This is a genomic window from Brucella sp. LJL56 (assembly GCF_054871705.1).
On record NZ_JBTXLQ010000001.1, the window covers coordinates 1417196 to 1437036 of the forward strand.

Genomic DNA, 19841 nt, shown 5'->3' on the forward strand with positions numbered 1-19841 from the left:
GACGAACCTTATATCGAACGACTGGCGACGACCTGTCAGCGCCCGGCATGCATCGGACGCATATTGCCGAAATGCATGCCGCCACCGCCCATTCCGCCTCTGAAACCGCCGAAGCCGTTATTGGCAAATGCCGGACGGTTGAAGCCACCAAAGCCACCCTGACGGATCACCGGACCAGGGCCCCAGTTGCGACGTATCTGGCCATTGGGCCATCCGTGTCCGCCCCATCCGCCACGGCCATTCCACTGCGGGCCATGGCCCCAATGGTTATTCCAGCCACCGCGATTGGACTGGCAGTTACGCCCGATGCAGCCGTTGACATAGTTCGGTCCGCCGCGCCAGCCCGGTCCCCAACCACCACCCCATCCAGGCCCCCAGTAGCCGCCAGTCGCCCAACCGAGGCCGAGCCCCAGACCGAAACCGTCAGCATATCCGTCATTATTGACGATTACCGTGGTGCTGGACGGCGCTGCATAGGCGGGGCCGCTATAGGAGCCGAAACGGACATAGCGTGCCGATACGAAGCCGACGCGGTTGCCGTTGTAGATCTGGCACCAGCCATTGCGACAGGAACCGGCATTGACGGTTGCGCCGGCAGGGAGCGCAGCCAACCGTGCGTAATTGGAGCCCGGCCCCGAGCGGACATTGACAGAAGCAGAGACATAGGCCGTCGCAGCAGAAGCGATAGCGGGCGTGATCAGTGTCGCCGCAACGATAGCCGCACCCAGTATATGATTATTAGTAAGCACTCTCTTAAATAAAAACATCGCATCTTCTCCAGATTAGCGACAAAATAGAGACGCATTAAGCATCAAACATGAGCTCATATAAGACAATACTAGAAGTAACGCAAATAATCATCATTATAATGGTAAATTTATGGCATATATTATTATTTTCTACATCTTGATAATAAAAGTAATAATCTTTTTTGCACTCAATGACATTGAATTTACATCAAATTTATTAAAATTATACGGAATTTATTTTATCCTCGTGCCGCTGCAACTCACCCAAAAAGAAAGGCGCCCCGGAGGGAACCGGGACGCCACGCGGCTTTGGGGGGAGAGAGGGAGGATAAAGCCGCGATCACGGGCCGTCAGGCCAGTTGTTTTGCGAGGCTCACACACGCATTCCCCGCAGCGTTGTGATGCAGGGAAAGCTTTGACAAACCTTGTTACGGCAGATTGCGCACGTCTTCCGGCGACATGTACATCGGCATCATATTGGTATCGAGGTGATGCATGACCCAGATGGAGCCGGCAAGCACGATAGCCAGAATGATGATCGTGAAGATGAGCGCCAGAATGTTCCAGCCGCCTTCCGACTTCGGATCGAGATGCAGGAAGTAAACCAGATGCACCAGGATCTGGACGACGGCGATACCGAGCACGATGGCAGCGGTGGTTCCCGGCGTGAAGTAGCCATTCATGGCCATCATGAACGGAACGACGGTGAGGACGACCGCCAGCACAAAGCCAATCAGATAGGACTTCAGGCTGCCGTGGCTTGCGCCGTGGTCATGTGTTTCGTGTGCAGAGCTCATCACAGTACACCCAACAGATAGACAAGAGTAAAGACGCCGATCCAGATAATATCCAGGAAGTGCCAGAAGAGGCTGAGGCACATCACGCGCGTCTGGTTCTTTTCCGTCAGACCGTCACGCAGAAGCTGGGCGGAAAGCACCAGAATCCAGATCAGGCCGGACGTGATATGAAGACCGTGGGTTCCCACCAGCGCAAAGAAGGCCGAGAGGAACGCACTGCGGCCCGGACCTGCGCCTTCATGGATCAGGTGATTGAATTCATAGATTTCCATCACGAGGAAGGCAGCGCCCAGCAGGAAGGTGACGCCCAGCCAGAACAGAACGCCTGCGCGGTTCTTCTTGAACATCGACAGCGTGGCCAGACCATAGGTCAGTGACGACACCAGCAGGAGCATGGTTTCGATCAGAACAAAGTTCAGATCGAACAGTTCACGGCCGGTCGGGCCACCCGCGAACTGATGCGCCAGAACGGCATAGGTAGCAAACAGCCCCGAGAAGAGGACGCAGTCGCTCATCAGGTAGATCCAGAAGCCGACCAGTGTGGTCGACCCTGCATCGTGATGGTCTTCGTGAGCGGGGTGCTCGTTTCCGCCCGTGAACGGGGCGGCGGTTGAAATGCTTGCGCTCATCGGAATCAGGCCTCCTGAGCAGTCAGTTGCCGGGTACGGAGGTCTTCGACTTCCTGCACCTCTTCGGCCGAGACGTAAAAGTCTCTGTCATTATTGAAGGAGTGAGCGATGGCAACGGCCAGCACAGCGAGGGCAGAGGCGATTGCCAGCCACCAGATGTGCCACACCAGGGCAAAGCCGAGCGGAATGTTCAGAATGCCGATGATGAAGCCGGTGCCGGTGTTCTTCGGCATATGGATGCGCGCGAACTTTTCGGTGCGGCGCACATAGCCGTTCTGCTTCATATCCCACCAGCCATCATGATCGCGCACATGCGGAACTTCGGCGAAGTTGTAGAAGGCAGGCGGCGAAGCCAGCGACCATTCCAGAGTACGGCCCGTACCCCAGCTATCGCCGTTGTTGTCGCGCAGCTTTTCGCGGTCGCGGATCGAAACCGCGATCTGCAGAACCTGGAACACGATACCGCAAAGGATGATCGCAACGCCGATGGCGGCAATGATGAGGTAGATGTGCCATGCCGGATTTTCGGTATGGTTCAGACGACGGGTCATGCCCATCAGGCCGAGCACATAGAGCGGCATGAAGGCCAGGATGAAGCCGACGAGCCAGCACCAGAATGCATTCTTGCCCAGACGTTCATTCAGCTTGAAGCCGAAAGCCTTCGGCCACCAGTAGACGAGACCGGCAAAGCAGCCGAACAGCACGCCCGAGATGATCACATTGTGGAAGTGGGCGATCAGGAACACCGAGTTGTGCAGCACGAAGTCTGCCGGCGGAACTGCGAGCAGAACGCCCGTCATGCCGCCAACGACGAAGGTGCACATGAAGCCGATGGTCCACATGACCGGCGTTTCCATGCGAACGCGGCCCTTATACATGGTGAAGAGCCAGTTGAAGACCTTCGCCCCTGTCGGAATCGAGATGATCATGGTCGCCACGCCGAAGAAAGCGTTGACGTTGGCGCCACCACCCATGGTGAAGAAGTGGTGGACCCAGACCAGGAACGACAGGATGGTGATGGCAACGGTGGCGTAAACCATCGACTTGTAGCCGAACAGGCGCTTGCCGGAGAAGGTTGCCACGATTTCCGAGAAGATGCCGAAGCACGGCAGAACCAGAATATAGACTTCCGGGTGACCCCAGATCCAGATGAGGTTCACATACATCATCGGATTGCCACCGGCATCATTGGTGAAGAAGTGGAAATCCAGATAGCGGTCCAGCGAAAGCAGGGCCAGCGTGACGGTGAGGATCGGGAAGGCCGCGACGATCAGCACGTTGGAGCAGAGCGCGGTCCAGGTGAAGACCGGAACCTGCATCATGCCCATGCCGGGCGCGCGCATCTTGATGATGGTGGTGATGAGGTTCACGCCCGAAAGCAGCGTTCCCATACCGGAAATCTGCAAGGCCCAGATATAATAATCCACCCCGACATCCGGGCTGAATTCCTTGCCGGAAAGCGGCGGATAGGCCAGCCAGCCGGTCTTGGCGAATTCGCCGACACCGAGCGAGATGTTGATGAGGATCGCACCGGCAACCGTCAGCCAGAAGCTGAGCGAGTTGAGGTAGGGGAAAGCCACGTCGCGCGCGCCGATCTGAAGCGGCACGGCGAAGTTCATCAGGCCGACGATGAAGGGCATCGCCACGAAGAAGATCATGATCACGCCATGGGCGGTGAAGATCTGGTCATAGTGGTGCGGCGGCAGGAAGCCTTCATTGGCACCTGAGGCCATGGCCTGCTGGGCGCGCATCATGACGGCATCCGAGAAGCCGCGGAACAGCATCACGAGTGCCAGAATGATGTACATCACGCCAATGCGCTTGTGGTCGACCGACGTTAGCCAGTCGTTCCAGAGCGGAGCCCATTTGCGATAGTAGGTAATGGCTGCCAGAATAGCGAGCGCCCCGCCAGCCACCGCGGCCAAAGTGACCATGATGATTGGTTCGTGATAGGGTATCGCTTCGAGCGTAAGTTTTCCGAACATTTTTATCACGCTTCGATTGGAGCAATTCCGGGGCGGCGCAAGAGCGCCATCTTTCCGGAACCGCGTGAAACAGGGGGTGAATGCGGATGGCCGTGACCTCTTTCGAGATCACGGACCTATCAGCACATCAGTTTTCGAGCTGCGAAAGGCGCTGCGGCTGGACTGCGCAGATGATGTCGCTTGCCCATTGGCTGAAATCGACAGGCGAAGACTTGCGCAGGTTGGCGCGCGCTTCGCGGATCATCTGTTGACGATGCATTTCATCGTCGAGGCAGACGGACTTGCCGTCCCAGCAGCGGTTCACGATATTGTGGAACAGCGCCTGGTCACTATAGGTGAAGAACTGCGGCGGAACCTTCTCGCTCGGCTGGACCAGCGAGGCATAACGGTCGCGGCTCAGCTCTTCGCCATTGGCCTTTGCCTTCACATCAGCCACCCACTTGTCGAAGTCGGCCTGATTGTAGGCATGTGCCTTGAAGCGCATCTGGGCAAAACCCTGACCGCTATAATTGGCGGAGATACCGTCGAACTCGCCTGCATGGTTGGCAACCAGATGCAGCTTCGTCTGCATGCTCGGCATGGTGTAGACCTGACTGCCGAGCTGCGGAATGAAGAAGGAGTTCATGATGTTGCTGGAGGTCAGCTTGAAGTTGACCGGCACATCAACCGGCATTGCCATTTCGTTGACGGTGGCGATGCCCTGGTCCGGATAGATAAAAAGCCATTTCCAGTCGAGCGCAACGACTTCGACATTGATCGGCTTCGCATTCGATTCCAGCGGGCGATACGGATCGAGCTTGTGCGTGCTGATCCAGGTCACCGTGCCCAGAACGACAATGATTGCCATCGGGATGAGCCAGACGGCAAGCTCGATCTTGGTCGAGTGGTGCCAGTCGGGCTGGTAATCCGCCTTCTCATTCGAGGCGCGGTACTTCCATGCGAAGTAAAGCGTCATGAAGATGACGGGAAGCACGACGAGCAGCATGATGCCGGTCGCAAAAAGGATGAGATCGCGTTCTGCCATGCCGACTTCCCCTTTCGGGGAGAGCAGGACCTGGTTCTCGCAGCCGGCGAGAAACGCCGTGAGGGCCAAGACGGCGAACGAAACGATCGTCCGGGGGGTGCCGTGTTTCATTTGTCTTTCCATCCTGCGCGCAGAGTGTCATCTCCGGCGCATGCGTCATTTCCTAGTTTTCGGTAAATTCTGAAATTTCCAAAAGTACCGTTATAACGAATAATCCCGTTTGTCACGTGTCTGACGAAAATTGTGCTGGATCGTAATGTCGCGCCTAAAACTGGGCATTTTGTCTAAATAATCCGGCCTGATCGCAGATGCGGCGATGTCTTGGGCCGCCTCTCAAGCCATATCTCGGGCAATGCGTAGTGCGATAAATCCAACGATCAGGGTATCAAAGGCCGAGTATCAACGGATCCACTCTCTGACGGATTTTCTCGAGATATAGCCAACCGTCAGACGCGGCGGAGCGAATAGGCCCAAAGGATGGGGTTTGCAAGATGAAAACCGCCGTCTGCCCCCGAATGAACGGGATCGTGATGGAAATTTACCGGAATCACAGCAAATTAAGCGGGTAAATTTGAAGATACTTATGTAATTCACCGGTTTTCAGGCAACCGCCCTGATCCACCCCCACCGTCTCATCGGTGGCGTGATACCGGTAAAATGACGGGCAGCGAAGAACGGTTTATCCTCTGCGCTTTGTATGCTTATACCAAGGCGCTGAGATGCTAACGCATCACGCCTTGAAAAAGTTCAATCGCCACTCGGGCTTAACCAAAGTCCAGTGAGTTTCACTCAATGGACTTTGGTATTAGAGGGCGTTTCGATCTGGAACATTTCCTGTTTTCCTGAATCATTGGAGATGCTCTATTGAAAGAGCTGCGAGGGAATTGGGGGGAGAAATGATATTTGCCGAAATGCCGCTCGATGAAGCCGAAGGAACAATTCTCGGCTATGCAATCACGGCAGGTGCGCTCACTTTACGCAAAGGCACAGTTCTTGATGCCTTCAATCTCGCTCTGCTGCGAGAGGCAGGCATAGGCTCGGTTCTGGCCGCGCGTCTGGAAAAAGGGGACATCGGCGAGGATGAAGCAGCCCTCACCATCGGGCGCATGCTTGCTTCCGCCGAGATAGAGATCGGCAATGCCACAACCGGGCGGGTCAATCTCCATGCCCGGCGAAACGGCGTATTTTCTGCCGATACCGACCGTATCGATAGGGTCAATGCGCATGATGTGCGTGTTTCCGTAGCGACGCTGCGCAATCATATGCGGGTGGAAGCCGGGCAGATGATCGCCACCGTCAAGATCATTCCTTTCGCCGTGCCGGAAACCCTGTTGCAGGAGATCGGCCTTGATAGACAACCGGCACTTCATGTCTATTCTTTCAACGGCTTACGGATCGGGATGATCCAGTCGCGCCTCCCCTCGATACGCGAAACGGTTCTGGAGAAGACGCGCGAACTGATGGAAAAGCGCGCTGTCCGAAATGGTGGGACGCTTGTTTGCGAAAAACGCGTCGCGCACGATCCGGCCGCACTGGCGGTGGCAATCGCGGAGGTCAGCCAGGCCTGCGACATTATCGTGATTTTCAGCGCTTCGGCTGTCGCGGACGAGGCGGATATCGTACCGCAATCGATCCGTATTTCGGGCGGCGAAATCCTGCGCATCGGCATGCCGGTCGACCCCGGCAATCTGCTGGTTCTTGGCCAGCGTGACGGCAAATATATTGTCGCGGCCCCCGGCTCGGCCCGTAGCGCCCGCGAAAACAGCCTCGATTGGGTGCTGGATCGCCTGATGGCGGGGATTGCGCTTTCTGCCGACGACCTTTCCCGCATGGGGGTGGGCGGACTGGTGCTGTAGCCTGTATCGTCGCGCACCGCACGGCTTCAGCAAGTCTCAGATCGCGTAGTCGAAAACCAGTATCCCCTCAATGCCGCCTTCGGCTGCTTCGACAAGGCTTTTGCCAACCTTCGCGTGTTCGGGATGTGGAAGATAAGCATCCCGCGCCGCACCATCCGTGAAATCGACGACGAAGCCGTGCCGGAATCCCTTTTCGAGACTTTCCGGGCTGTTGTTTTCGCCAGCGGTAATGGACAGGATGCCGCCGATTTTGTCCTTGAGGGCGACAACTGCCTGCAGCTTTTCGTCAATTTGCGTGACTTCGAGTTCCGGCCTGAATTTGATGAGAACGATATGGCGTATCATAAACTGCTTCCGTGATCGAAAATGATGTTTCAAGAGCGGTTCCAGCCAATGTGGAGCATCGGAACCGCACCAGTTTTTCGCTTTGACGCCTAACTTTGCCCCGAAACCGGTTCCCGCTTTCGAGAAACATGCTCAAAACAACCGCGATAGCGGTGTGCCTCGCCTTTTCATACGGCATTTATTGAAACGAGAAAATGCTTCCGTCATCTGATACAGGGCAGAATAGCATCGAACGCTCGTGACGCGGACCGTTGGCATCCCATGCATGACCAGCCGAAAAGTGTGCGCTATCAGCGCTGGAGCGCGTTTCAACCTATTGAACCAGATCGGCATTCTGGCCATTTTTGACGCTCATCCAATCTGAGTGAAGCCGGATCATGGGGCGCCTTTCGATCTGAATATTGTTTTAGAGCATAATCCGACCGGAGTGAAACGAGGATCGATAAGATTATGCTTGAAATAGAAGAAGTCAGAGCGCCGATCCGATTCAATCAGGTCGGAACGCGCTCTAACGCGCATCTTTTCCGAAAACCGCTCCACACTTTTCAGGATGCGCTCTAATTCAGTCCTGTGAACAGATTTGCCGGCGGAAGGGGTTCATCCTTTTCGCGATGCGCCCAAAACGAAAAAGGCCGGGATGAACCCGACCTTCCGCTTTCACCTGAGTTTGCGCCAGTACATCCGTGGTCGCGATCCCAAGTGAATTCCCGATATGCCGATGAATATAATCCATCTGCATTTCAGGAATATGACATTGCGGGCAGTGGCCAGATTGCTCCAAAACCGGTTCAATCCGGCCCTGCCCCGACAGTCCCGACACACAAACCGTTGCCTGAAACTGCCGTATTCGCCCGATAGGCGTCTCTTTCACGCCCAATTCTATCCCCGTCAAACCCGCTTCCGCAGATTGACGTCTATATTTCCCGCTTCAGGCACCCCGATCCATCGCCCGACAGATATGGTTGGCAACCGACCGTCCGCGCGATCAGCGCCTTTACTCGAAACGTTTCTTTGCCAAGCCGTCATCGGCTTAGGCGCAGGTTTGCCGCCTTGCCGCCTTGCCGCCTTGCCGAAATGCTTTGCACCCAGCGGGCCGTCGAACAAGTCGTTCAGGCCGCCATCGGCGTTTCCGCCAGATCGGGATGGTTGTAATTCCACACCTCGATCAGGCATTGTCGCATCAAATCAAGATCGACCGGACCGATCCGGCTCAGTACAAGATCGAGTTCGTCGGGCTCTACGCCCCGGTTGAGTAACTCAACAATCGCCTCAATCAGAATTCGTTTATCGTCAAATCTGTAGCGCTGCATAAACCTGCTCCGCTAGCTGCCCCAACACATGGTCATAGATTAAACGGTCATGGTTAACCGAAGCTTAAGCCACGAAAAACCAACGCAATTTACCGACGCCACGAACTGACACAGATGCTGCCCCCAAACAATGTTCCCCAACGCATCCCTGGGAATTTTCCAAATAACTCAAACAGAACAAATGAAATCTCTTCTTCTTTCGAACAAGATTAAGTCTAAATCTTATTATATTCCAACCGAAAGCCAAGAAGAAATTTCCAGCCAGCTATATTTTATTATTTACTTGCGTTTGAATGAGGCCCCTATGTCGTTCTTTCGGAAATACGTCGAATGGTCCTTCAGCTATGCCAGGCTGGCCGGGCTTGGGCTGCTTATCGGATCGAGCATCATGGGCGGCTATCTCTATACGCTGCAATACAAGGGCAACGTTCACACTATCATCGACGGGCAGGCTTATCGTTCCAACCAGCCAGACCCGGCGCGCATCGCATCCTTGCAGAAGATCTACGGCATCAAGACCATCATCAACCTGCGCGGCCCCGAACCGGGTTCCAAATGGTATGATGAAGAGATCGCAGCCGCAAAGACGCTTGGCATCAAGCACGCCGATTTCGAAATGTCGTCTAGACGACAGTTAGACCCCGCACAAACCAGACAGCTTATCGCCCTGATGCAGAATGCGGAAAAGCCGGTTCTCATCCATTGCAAGTCCGGCGCCGACCGCACCGGCCTGGCTGCGGCGCTCTATGTGGCTGCGGTGGCGAAGGGCAGCGAAAGCAAAGCCGAACGGCAAATGTCCATCGCCTACGGGCATTTCGGCTTTCCCCTCAGCCCCACCTACGCGATGGAAAAGACATTCGAGGCCATTGAAGCGGAACTCGGCTATACAGGTTCCTAGAGCATTTCCAGCAAAAGTGCGAAGCGGTTTTGCGTGGGATAATCCGACATAACAAATAGTTAGAGCGGTTCCGGTGATTCCGTGTCAACCGGAACCGCTCTAACGTGGCTTCAGCTTCACAAATGCAAAACGCCGGGGATAATCCCCGGCGTTTTTCTATCTTAAAACCACGACGATCTTATTCGAGGCCGACGATCTTGCCGTCATCCCACTTGAAGATGTCGAAGCTCGGCGAGCTGAGATCGCCGTTTGCGCCATAGGTCAGCGTGCCGATAGCGGTTTCGATCGGCTTGCCGTCATGTAGCGCCTTGGCAACCGCAGCGGAATCGTCAGCCGAACCGGCGCTCTCGATACCAGCCTTGATGACTTCCACAGCAGCATAAGCATTCATGGTGAAGGCTTCAGCCGGGATGCCCTTGGCCTTGAGCGCTTCGATAGCATCCTTGGAAGCCGGGTTCTTGGTGGCATCCTTGGCATTGGTGAACAGCGTGCCCTGTGCGTTGGTGCCGCCGATTGCCCAATATTCGGTGTTGGACAGGCCTTCACCGCCGAGTACCAGCGCCTGCATGCCAGCATCATGCAACTGACGCGACAGGAGACCGCCTTCGGCATGGTAGCCGCCGAAATAGACGATTTCGGTGCCAGCAGCCTTCAGCTTGGAAACGAGCGCGCTGAAGTCCTTGTCGCCGGGGGTAACCGAATCATATTGAACTTCGGTGACACCGCCCTTGTTGATCGCAGCCTTGAAAGCGTCAGCCAGACCCTTGCCATAGGCACCCTTGTCGTGGATCACGGCGACCTTCTTGTCCTTGAAATTCTTCAGGACATAGTCGGCCATGACTTCCGCCTGCTGGTCGTCGCGACCGCAGGTGCGGAACACGTTTTCCAGATTGCGTGCAGTCAGATCCGGGCCGGTGGCGGTCGGGGTGACCATCAGGACGCCGTTTTCCGAGAACACGTCGGAAACGGGGATGGCAACGCCGGTCGTGACCGGGCCGACGACGAACTTGATACCGTCGCCGACGATCTGGTTGGCGGCGGAAACGCCCTGCTTCGGTTCGCCGGCATCGTCGGCAAACTTCAGAACGACTTTCTCGCCCTTGATGCCGCCAGCCTTGTTGATGACTTCAACGGCGGTTTCCGCACCCTTCTTCACCTGGTCACCGAAAGCGGCGACAGGGCCCGTCAGCGGTGCGACGACGCCGATGGTGATGTCAGCATAGGCGGCGCTGGCAAAGCCGAGTGTAGCTGCAAAAGCCACGCTGGACAGAAGTTTCAGGTTCATTCTTTTTCTCCTTTGGTGGGGCAGCGTCCTCCGACGGCCCCGAGACAACCCTTGCCGGTCAAATCTCAGCGCATCCGCGCTGCCGAATTGCCGGGCCCTCCCTTTTGTTCATCGCATGATCTCAAAGGGTCAATCCAAAAGCACGCTGTCCCACACGTTGAAGAGGCTGGAGCCATAATATTATCCAAAATCGCATCAGCTCTTTCGGAATCATGCTCCAGACCGGGAGCGCGCTTTCATGATGTAATAAGAATGCATTTCCGGCTTCCGATTGCAAGGGGCCAAGTGCCCGCAACTACAACGAAAATCGGCTCCTCCCAAAGTCTTAGTTCCCTCCCTTCCATGATGGTGATTTCTTCGCAAAAAAGGCCGCGATTCCCTCCGCGGCCTCTGGCGTTTCCCATGTGTCGGCAAGACGGGTCAGCGTCATTTCGATGACGGCCTCGTCTATCGGCGCGCCCAGCGCATGAACCAGCCTCTTGGAGGCGGCAACCGCTGCGGGCGCTGTGGCAAAATAGGGTTTGATCTCCGTCTCCACCGCCGCATCGAGACGTTCGGCCTCGACCACGTCATGCAGGAGGCCGATCCGCCGCGCTTCCTCGGCATCGAACAGCCGCGCCGAGGTGAATGTGCGCAGCGCATTTGCCTGTCCGATGCGCGCTACCACATAGGGGCTGATGGTGGCCGGTATCAGGCCGAGCTTTGTTTCCGTCAGCCCGAAGCGTGCGCCGGAAACGCTGATCGCAGCATCGCACACGCTGATGAGACCCACACCGCCGCCATAGGCCTGACCGTTGATGCGCCCGATCAACGGTTTTGGCAGATCGCGCAGCGCTTTCAGCATGAGGGCGAGCTTGCGCGCCTCCTCAATCCGCTGGGCGCGCGTGGCTTTCACCTGTTCCTGCATCCATCCGAGATCACCGCCCGCGCAAAAGCTCGTGCCATTTCCGGTCAGGACCACGACACGCACGGCTTCGTTGTCCGCCAGATGCAGCGTCGCCGTCAGAAGCTCATCGATCATCCGACCGGACAGCGCATTATGCTGCTCTGGACGGTTGAGCGTCAGCGTGGCGACACCGCGCTGATCGACGGCAATCTGGATCGTCTCGAACGCGTTCATGCGGCTTTATCCTGACGCAGCGCCTGTGCAAACAAAGCCGCCGATCTGAGCTTGTCCAGATCAAGGCCGGTTTCAAAACCCATTTCGTGCAGCATTTCGACAACGGAAACCGTATCGACATTACCCTTGGCGCCCGGCGCGAATGGACAGCCGCCGAGACCGCCGACAGAGGCATCGAATACCCGCAGGCCCTTCTCTAGACTGATGCGGATATTGTCGAGCGCGCGGCCACCCGTGTCATGATAATGGCCGGCAAGGCTATGCACGGGCGCAATTGCCAGCACCGCATCAAGCATGGCTGCCACCTTGTCCGGCGTGCCGCGTCCGATCGTGTCGCCAAGACTCACCTCGTGACAGCCGAGCGAGAAGAGTTGCTCCGTCACATCGGCAACCGACTGCGGCGCAGTCGAACCATCATAGGGACATTCGACCACGCAGCTCACATAGCCACGAATGGCCAGACCGTCATTGATGGCAGCGCCGATGACCGGCGACAGCCGCTCGATGCTTTCGGCAATCGTGCAATTGATATTGGCTTTCGAAAAACCTTCCGAGGCGGAAATGAAAACCGCAATCTCATCGACATTCGCAGCAGCGGCAGCTTCATAGCCCTTCATGTTGGGCACGAGTACCGAGTAGCGCACGCCGTTGGCGCGGCGAATCCCGGCCATGACTTCCCCCGCATCGGCCAGTTGCGGCACCCATTTGGAACTGACGAAACTCGTCGCCTCGATGCGGGCATAACCGCAATCGGACAGGCGGTCGATCAATGCAATCTTGTCAGCCGTCGGCACAAAACGTTTCTCGTTCTGCAGGCCGTCACGTGCTGCCATTTCAACGATTTCGACGTGTTCAGCCATGTTCTTCCTCCAGTTCAACCAGCAGTGCGCCTTCATTGACCTGATCGCCCGCTACAACGGTTACGGACGCAATCTTGCCGTCGCGCGGCGCAGTCAGTGACAGCTCCATCTTCATCGCCTCCATCGTCACCAGCGGATCACCCTTGGCGACGCTGGCACCCTCCACGGCGGATACGAGCCGCACCAGTCCCGGCATCGGCGACAGGATGCGGCTTTCGCTTGAGGCGTCCTCTTCCGCGCCAACAGACTGCACATGATGAAATATGGTGTCGCGACCTTCGACTTGCACCGTCACATCATGCCCGATGCGCAGGACGGACGCTTCCGACACACGACCATCGACAGCAAAGCGAACCTGCCCGTTCTTATGCTCACGAATTTCGATGGTGCCGAAAGCAAAGCCGAAATGCCTGTCGCCCCTGGTCGTGAAGCTGACCGTGTGACGCTCGCCATGATGATCGATCAGAACCGAACGCGATGCCTCGCCCCAAAGCCTGAACCCGCGCAGGCTCGACCATGGGTCGCCTTCTTGTGACGCATCCAGCAGGTCGAGAGCGCCGAGTGCGGCCAGCGCAATGGCGATATCGGAAGGCTGCTCATCCGTGAAAAGCGTCGCCGTCTCGCGCCCGATCAGCCCGGTATCGACATCGCCGGTGCGGAAAGCATCCAGATTGCTGAGCGCCGACAGGAACTGGCGATTGGTAACGAGGCCCGCAATCCGGGTCTTGTTTAATGCCGCATCAAGCCGGTTCAGCGCCTCGTCGCGCGTTGCGCCATGGGCGATGATCTTGGCGATCATCGGATCGTAGAACGGCGTGATCGTGTCGCCGGTTCGAACACCGGAATCGACACGCGCATTTTCAGGCGGCGCGAACAGAGCAAGCTTGCCGGTTGCAGGCAGGAAATCCCGCGCCGGGTCTTCTGCATATAGCCGAGCCTCGAAAGCCCAGCCGCTTATGGAAAGCTCGTCCTGACGTTTCGGCAAGGCTTCGCCCGACGCAACGCGCAATTGCCACTCGACCAGATCAAGGCCGGTGATCGCTTCCGTCACCGGATGTTCGACCTGTAGCCGCGTATTCATTTCCATGAAGAAGAAGCGGTCAGGCCGCAGCCCTTCCGAAACATCGGCGATGAACTCCACCGTGCCAGCTCCGGAATAGCCAATCGCCAATGCCGCCTTCACCGCCGCCTCGCCCATGGCTGCACGCATATCCGGGGTCATGCCGGGCGCAGGCGCTTCCTCGATGACCTTCTGGTGGCGGCGCTGCAGCGAGCAATCGCGCTCGAAAAGATGCACCGCATTGCCGTGACTGTCGCCAAAAACCTGCACCTCGATATGGCGCGGTTTCGCCATGTATTTTTCGACCAGCACGGCGCTATCGCCGAAAGAGGCTTCCGCCTCGCGGCGCGCGCTGTCCAGTGCCGCCGCAAAATCGGCGGCCTGATCGACACGGCGCATGCCCTTGCCGCCACCGCCCGCACGCGCCTTGATGAGCACGGGATAGGTGATCCGGTCGGCCTCGCTTTTAAGGAATGCTCCATCCTGATTATCGCCGTGATAGCCCGGAACGACAGGCACGCTCGCCTTTTCCATCAGCGCCTTGGCAGCATCCTTCAGCCCCATGGCGCGAATGGCTCTTGCCGATGGGCCGATGAAGGTGAGCCCCGCCGCCTCGACCGCATCCACAAAACCGGCATTCTCGGAGAGAAACCCATAGCCCGGATGGATCGCCTGCGCGCCGGTTTCCAGCGCGGCCCTGATGATAGCCTCGACGTTCAGATAGCTTTGCGCAGAAATGGCAGGGCCGACACGCACCGCCTCGTCGGCCATTTCGACATGCAGCGCGTTGGCATCCGCATCGGAATAGATCGCGACAGTGGCAACGCCCAGTTCACGCGCCGTGCGAATGACCCGGCAGGCAATTTCTCCGCGATTGGCAATCAGTATCTTTTGAAACATCTGATTGTCTTCCTACATTCTGAAGATGCCAAAACGCGTCGGCTCGACCGGCGCATTCAGCGTGGCGGAAAGCGATAGTCCCAGCACTTCGCGGCTCTTGCGCGGATCGATGATGCCATCGTCCCAAAGCCGCGCCGAGGCATAGAGCGGATGGCTCTGGCGCTCAAACATCTCCAGCGTGGGGCGCTTGAACTCCGCTTCCTCATCCGCCGACCACGTGCCGCCGGTGCGCTCGATCCCGTCGCGCTTGACGGTTGCCAGCACGCCTGCCGCCTGCTCGCCACCCATCACCGCGATGCGGCTGTTCGGCCAGGTCCAAAGGAAGCGCGGCGAATAGGCCCGCCCGGCCATGCCGTAATTGCCCGCACCATAAGACGCGCCGATCAGCATGGTGATCTTCGGTACATTGGCGGTCGCCACCGCCGTCACCAGCTTTGCGCCGTGCTTGGCGATGCCGTCGGCTTCATATTTGCGCCCGACCATGAAGCCGGTGATGTTTTGCAGGAACACCAGCGGAATATTGCGCTGGCAGCAAAGCTCGATGAAATGCGCGCCTTTCAGCGCGGCTTCCGAAAACAGCACGCCATTATTGGCAATGATGCCAACCGGCATGCCGTAGACGCTGGCAAAACCGCACACAAGCGTGGTGCCGTAGCGCGCCTTGAACTCATCGAAATCCGAACCGTCGACCAGCCGTGCGATCACTTCGCGCACGTCATAAGGAATGCGCGTATCGGCGGAAACTAGCCCCAAAATTTCCTCCGGGTCGTAAAGCGGCGCAGCGCCGTCGCCTCTCGGAATGAAGCTGCGTTTCTCACTGTTGAGATTGGCGGCAATGGCGCGTGCGATCTGCAATGCATGGGCATCGTCATTGGCCAGATGATCGGCCACGCCGGACAGCCTTGTATGCACATCGCCGCCGCCAAGGTCTTCCGCCGTCACCACTTCGCCGGTTGCAGCTTTCACCAGCGGTGGACCGGCCAGAAAGATCGTGCCCTGCCCCCGCACGATCACCGTCTCGTCGCTCATGGCAGGCACGTAAGCGCCGCCTGCCGTGCACGAGCCCATGACCACGGCCACCTGCGGAATGCCCGCCGCCGACATCTGCGCCTGATTATAGAAGATGCGCCCGAAATGGTCGCGATCCGGAAACACCTCATCCTGATTGGGCAGGTTGGCCCCACCGGAATCAACCAGATAAATACACGGCAAGCGATTCTCGCCCGCGATCTCCTGCGCCCGCAGGTGCTTTTTCACCGTGACCGGATAATAGGTGCCGCCCTTCACCGTCGCATCATTGCAGACGATCATGCATTCGCGGCCCGATACGCGCCCGATGCCGGTGATGATCCCGCCGGAAGGGGCCGCGCCGCCATACATGCCATGCGCTGCCGTAAGCCCGACTTCGAGAAAAGGCGAACCCGGATCGAGCAATTGCGCCACGCGTTCGCGGGGGAGCAATTTTCCGCGCGAAACATGACGCTCGCGTGCTTTTTCGCCACCGCCGTCGATGGCAAGGCGAGATGCCTCGGCCACAATATCGATGGCCTCAAGCATGGCTTTGCGATTGGCTTCGAAGCTGGCGCTGCGCGTCGAGATTTCAGATTTGAGAACCGGCATCAGCGGGTCTCCTGAAAGAGTTCCCGTCCGATCAGCATGCGCCGGATTTCCGACGTCCCCGCACCGATTTCATAGAGCTTGGCGTCGCGCAAAAGGCGGCCCGTCGGATAATCGTTGATATAGCCGTTGCCGCCCAGCGCCTGTATCGCCTGCAAGGCCATCTGCGTGGCATTTTCTGCCGTATAGAGAATGCAGCCCGCCGCGTCCTTGCGCGACGTCTCGCCCCGGTCGCAGGCCGCTGCCACCGCATAGGTATAAGCGCGCGAGGCGTTGAAGATCACATACATGTCGGCAAGCTTGCCCTGCATCAACTGGAACTCGCCAATCGGCTGGTCGAACTGCTTGCGCTCATGCACATAGGGCACGACGACATCGAGACACGCCGCCATGATGCCAAGCGGACCGCCAGCCAGCACCACACGCTCATAATCGAGACCGGACATCAGCACGTTGACGCCCTTGCCTTCTGCCCCGAGCAGGTTTTCGGCCGGCACTTCACAATCCTCGAACACCAGTTCGCAGGTGTTCGAGCCGCGCATACCGAGCTTGTCGAGTTTCTGCGCCGTCGAGAAACCCTTGAAGCCTTTTTCAACGATGAAGGCGCTGATGCCACGCGGACCCGCAGCCGGATCAGTCTTGGCATAGACCACCAGCACATCGGCATCCGGGCCGTTGGTGATCCACATCTTGTTGCCATTGAGAATATAGCGATCACCGCGTTTTTCGGCGGTAAGCTTCATCGAAACAACGTCGGAACCGGCACCCGGCTCGGACATGGCGAGCGCGCCGACATGCTCGCCGGAAATGAGCTTGGGCAGATATTTTGCGCGCTGCTCGGGAGAACCGTTTCGCTTGATCTGGTTGACGCAGAGATTGGAATGCGCGCCATAGCTGAGGCCGATAGAAGCGGAAGCGCGGCTGATTTCTTCCATCGCGATGCAATGGGCAAGATAGCCCATGCCTGCACCGCCATATTCTTCAGGCGCCGTAATGCCGAGTACGCCAAGCTCACCCAGTTCACGCCAAAGATGCATGGGAAATGCATTGTTGCGATCGGTTTCAGCGGCCAGCGGCGCAATGCGGCTTTCCGCAAAACGGCGCACCGTATCGCGAAGGGCTTCGATCTCCTCGCCAAGACCGAAGTTTATACCCGATGCAAACATACTCGTCCTCCACAAGTTCTGCCCGGCGGCCATCCTTTGCAGGATGGCTTATGTTGAAAGGCAGAGTGTCCCGTGAATGTCGAATAGGCAACCGTTTTGCGTGGCGTTCTGTGGCTATTTATTGCCGGATAACGAAATTTTGTTGCGTCCATTATCCGGCAACCAAATCAATCCTCTTGAAGCTCTACAATATCCCGATAAAGCTCCAGCGCTTCCGGGTTGGCCAATGCTTCGCGGTTCTTCACGTCGCGCCCATGCACGATATCGCGGACGGCAAGCTCCACGATCTTGCCGGACTTGGTGCGCGGAATATCCCGGACGGCAACGATTTTTGCCGGAACGTGGCGCGGCGTCGCCCCGGTGCGGATTTTCGCCTTGATGCGCGCCTTGAGGTCGTCATCGAGCATCACACCTTGGGCGAGGCGCACGAACAGCACCACCCGCACATCCTTGTCCCAATCCTGCCCGATGCAGAGCGCCTCGGCGATCTCCGACATCTGCTCGACCTGATTGTAGATTTCCGCCGTACCGATACGCACGCCGCCGGGATTGAGTGTCGCATCCGAACGGCCATGGATGACGATGCCGTCATGTTCGGTCCATTCGGCAAAATCGCCATGACACCAGATATTGTCGAAACGCTCGAAATAGGCTGCCTGATATTTCGCTCCGTCCGGATCGTTCCAGAATTGCAGCGGCATGCAGGGAAAAGCCTTGGTGCAGACCAGTTCACCCTTTTCGCCACGCACCGGCTTGCCATCGTCGTTCCAGACATCGACGGCCATGCCAAGGCCAGCGCCCTGAATTTCGCCCAGCCAGACAGGTTCGGTCGGAACGCCCAGCACAAAGCATGACACGATATCCGTTCCACCAGAAATGGACGCAAGATGCACATCGGGTTTGATCGCCTCATAGACGAAGGCAAAGCCTTCCGGTGATAGCGGCGAGCCGGTCGAGGAGACGGTACGCAGTGCCGACAGATCATGCGTTTCGCCGGGCTTCAATCCGGCTTTCAAAACGGCGTCGATGAATTTCGCCGAAGTACCGAAATAGGTCATGCCTTCGGCGGCGGCATAATCGAACAACACATTGCCATCGGGATAGAAGGGCGAGCCGTCATAAAGCAGCAATGTGGCACCGGAGGCGATGCCCGACGCAAGCCAGTTCCACATCATCCAGCCGCATGTGGTGAAATAGAAGAAACGGTCGCCATCGCGAATATCGGCGTGCAAACGGTGTTCCTTCAGGTGCTGCAGCAGCACACCGCCAGCCCGGTGCACGATGCATTTCGGTATGCCCGTCGTGCCCGAAGAAAACAGGATATAAAGTGGATGATCGAAGGGGAGCCGCGTGAATTCCACGTCCTTGGCCTTGAACGGTTCCAAAGCCGCGTAAAGCGCAATGCCCTTTTCCGCTCTGGCCGCAACGGCTTCCGCTTCGCCGAGATAGGTGACGATGACGGCGCGTTTCAGTCCCGGCAATTTTGCCGTCACTTCGGCGATCTTGTCGGCCACCTCGATGCGCTTGCCATTGTACCAGTAGCCGTCGCAGGCGAAGAAAAGCTTCGGCTCGATCTGTCCGAAACGATCCAGCACGCCTTGCACACCGAAATCCGGCGAACACGACGACCAAACCGCACCGATGGACGAAGCGGCCAGCATCAGGGCTACGGCCTCCGGCATGTTGGGCATCATGCCCGCCACGCGGTCGCCAGGCCGAACGCCTTCCGCCAGCATGAATTGCTGCAGCTTCGAGACCAGCGCATGAAGATCGTCCCATGTCAGGCGGCGCTCGACCTTGTCTTCGCCACGGAAGACAATGGCTTCCTCTCCGCCGTGGTAGCGCAACAGGTTTTCGGCAAAGTTGAGCCGCGCCTCGGGGAAGAACTTTGCCTCGCGCATATGCCCCTTGTCGACAAGGACGGTATTGCCACGCTCACCGATGACCGCGCAGAAATCCCATACAAGCTGCCAGAACCCGACGCGATCCTCGACAGACCAGCGATGCAGCGCGGCATAATCCGGCAGGCTCAAGCCCGTGCGCTGTTCTGCACGAATGCGGAATTGTTCCAGATTACTGGCGGCTTTGCGCCCCGCATCCGGTTGCCACAGCGGATGGTCATGCGAAAACTGCGTGGGAACTGCGTTGGTGCTCATCATTCCTCCCGGTAACGGCCAGTAACGGTGTGAAGTCCGCCCCTCTCCCGATGGACTTCGTCACGAGTTTCTACAGCATCGGCC

Annotated in this window: 17 protein-coding genes; 2 read left to right on the forward strand and 15 right to left on the reverse strand. The window is 57.6% G+C overall.

The features are described from left to right. Positions 1-35 precede the first annotated feature (35 nt). The 5 genes from ACYSN1_RS06815 to cyoA form a co-directional block, all read right to left on the reverse strand. A complete protein-coding gene (locus ACYSN1_RS06815) occupies positions 36-767 on the reverse strand; it encodes an SH3 domain-containing protein (protein WP_461724951.1) in 732 nt (243 codons plus the stop codon). A 410-nt stretch (positions 768-1177) separates the two neighbouring features. Continuing rightward, on the reverse strand, positions 1178-1546 hold the full coding sequence (locus ACYSN1_RS06820; protein ID WP_461724952.1) for a cytochrome o ubiquinol oxidase subunit IV: 369 nt from the start codon (positions 1544-1546) through the stop codon (positions 1178-1180). Beyond that, complete coding sequence (cyoC, locus tag ACYSN1_RS06825) at positions 1546-2175, reverse strand: cytochrome o ubiquinol oxidase subunit III (protein ID WP_109987153.1); 630 nt, start codon at positions 2173-2175, stop codon at positions 1546-1548. The genes ACYSN1_RS06820 and cyoC overlap by 1 nt, the downstream gene beginning before the upstream one ends. 5 nt (positions 2176-2180) lie before the next feature. Then, the gene (gene cyoB, locus ACYSN1_RS06830) at positions 2181-4160 is read right to left on the reverse strand and encodes a cytochrome o ubiquinol oxidase subunit I (RefSeq protein WP_109987152.1); all 1980 of its coding nucleotides are present in this window, start codon (positions 4158-4160) and stop codon (positions 2181-2183) included. Positions 4161-4287: 127 nt separating this feature from the next. Continuing rightward, positions 4288-5295, reverse strand: coding sequence for a ubiquinol oxidase subunit II (cyoA, locus tag ACYSN1_RS06835; protein ID WP_109987151.1), 1008 nt, complete (start codon positions 5293-5295; stop codon positions 4288-4290). Between the two features lie 785 nt (positions 5296-6080). Here cyoA and ACYSN1_RS06840 point away from each other — a divergent pair. Then, complete coding sequence (locus ACYSN1_RS06840; RefSeq protein WP_461724953.1) at positions 6081-7040, forward strand: molybdopterin-binding protein; 960 nt, start codon at positions 6081-6083, stop codon at positions 7038-7040. A gap of 36 nt (positions 7041-7076) precedes the next feature. On the opposite strand, the gene ACYSN1_RS06845 is transcribed toward ACYSN1_RS06840, so the two are convergent. The 3 genes from ACYSN1_RS06845 to ACYSN1_RS06855 all read right to left on the reverse strand — a co-directional run bounded on the left by ACYSN1_RS06845 (position 7077) and on the right by ACYSN1_RS06855 (position 8695). Beyond that, positions 7077-7385, reverse strand: a complete 309-nt coding sequence (locus tag ACYSN1_RS06845) for a Dabb family protein (protein ID WP_461724954.1) — start codon at positions 7383-7385, stop codon at positions 7077-7079. Between the two features lie 562 nt (positions 7386-7947). Continuing rightward, positions 7948-8256 carry a hypothetical protein gene (locus ACYSN1_RS06850; RefSeq protein WP_461724955.1) on the reverse strand — a complete coding sequence of 103 codons (309 nt, stop codon included), beginning with the start codon at positions 8254-8256 and terminating at the stop codon, positions 7948-7950. 238 nt (positions 8257-8494) lie between these two features. Further along, entirely contained in the window at positions 8495-8695 is a 201-nt protein-coding gene (locus ACYSN1_RS06855) for a hypothetical protein (protein ID WP_140020677.1), read from the reverse strand. A gap of 304 nt (positions 8696-8999) precedes the next feature. Between ACYSN1_RS06855 and ACYSN1_RS06860 the strand changes: the two genes are divergently transcribed. Continuing rightward, positions 9000-9593: a tyrosine-protein phosphatase gene (locus ACYSN1_RS06860; RefSeq protein ID WP_461724956.1), complete on the forward strand. Its 594-nt coding sequence runs from the start codon at positions 9000-9002 to the stop codon at positions 9591-9593. A 178-nt stretch (positions 9594-9771) separates the two neighbouring features. Here ACYSN1_RS06860 and ACYSN1_RS06865 read toward each other — a convergent pair whose 3' ends face one another. The 7 genes from ACYSN1_RS06865 to ACYSN1_RS06895 all read right to left on the reverse strand — a co-directional run bounded on the left by ACYSN1_RS06865 (position 9772) and on the right by ACYSN1_RS06895 (position 19757). Beyond that, on the reverse strand, positions 9772-10878 hold the full coding sequence (locus tag ACYSN1_RS06865; RefSeq protein ID WP_461724957.1) for a branched-chain amino acid ABC transporter substrate-binding protein: 1107 nt from the start codon (positions 10876-10878) through the stop codon (positions 9772-9774). 325 nt (positions 10879-11203) lie between these two features. Further along, on the reverse strand, positions 11204-11998 hold the full coding sequence (locus ACYSN1_RS06870; protein ID WP_461724958.1) for a crotonase/enoyl-CoA hydratase family protein: 795 nt from the start codon (positions 11996-11998) through the stop codon (positions 11204-11206). Continuing rightward, the gene (locus ACYSN1_RS06875; protein ID WP_461724959.1) at positions 11995-12858 is read right to left on the reverse strand and encodes a hydroxymethylglutaryl-CoA lyase; all 864 of its coding nucleotides are present in this window, start codon (positions 12856-12858) and stop codon (positions 11995-11997) included. Before ACYSN1_RS06875 ends, ACYSN1_RS06870 begins: the two co-directional genes overlap by 4 nt. Continuing rightward, positions 12851-14818 carry an acetyl/propionyl/methylcrotonyl-CoA carboxylase subunit alpha gene (locus tag ACYSN1_RS06880; protein ID WP_461724960.1) on the reverse strand — a complete coding sequence of 656 codons (1968 nt, stop codon included), beginning with the start codon at positions 14816-14818 and terminating at the stop codon, positions 12851-12853. The genes ACYSN1_RS06875 and ACYSN1_RS06880 overlap by 8 nt, the downstream gene beginning before the upstream one ends. A 12-nt stretch (positions 14819-14830) precedes the next feature. After that, entirely contained in the window at positions 14831-16438 is a 1608-nt protein-coding gene (locus ACYSN1_RS06885; protein WP_461724961.1) for a carboxyl transferase domain-containing protein, read from the reverse strand. Beyond that, positions 16438-17601 carry an isovaleryl-CoA dehydrogenase gene (locus ACYSN1_RS06890; protein WP_461724962.1) on the reverse strand — a complete coding sequence of 388 codons (1164 nt, stop codon included), beginning with the start codon at positions 17599-17601 and terminating at the stop codon, positions 16438-16440. Before ACYSN1_RS06890 ends, ACYSN1_RS06885 begins: the two co-directional genes overlap by 1 nt. Before the next feature lie 167 nt (positions 17602-17768). After that, on the reverse strand, positions 17769-19757 hold the full coding sequence (locus ACYSN1_RS06895) for an acetoacetate--CoA ligase (RefSeq protein ID WP_461724963.1): 1989 nt from the start codon (positions 19755-19757) through the stop codon (positions 17769-17771). Positions 19758-19841: the final 84 nt, after the last annotated feature.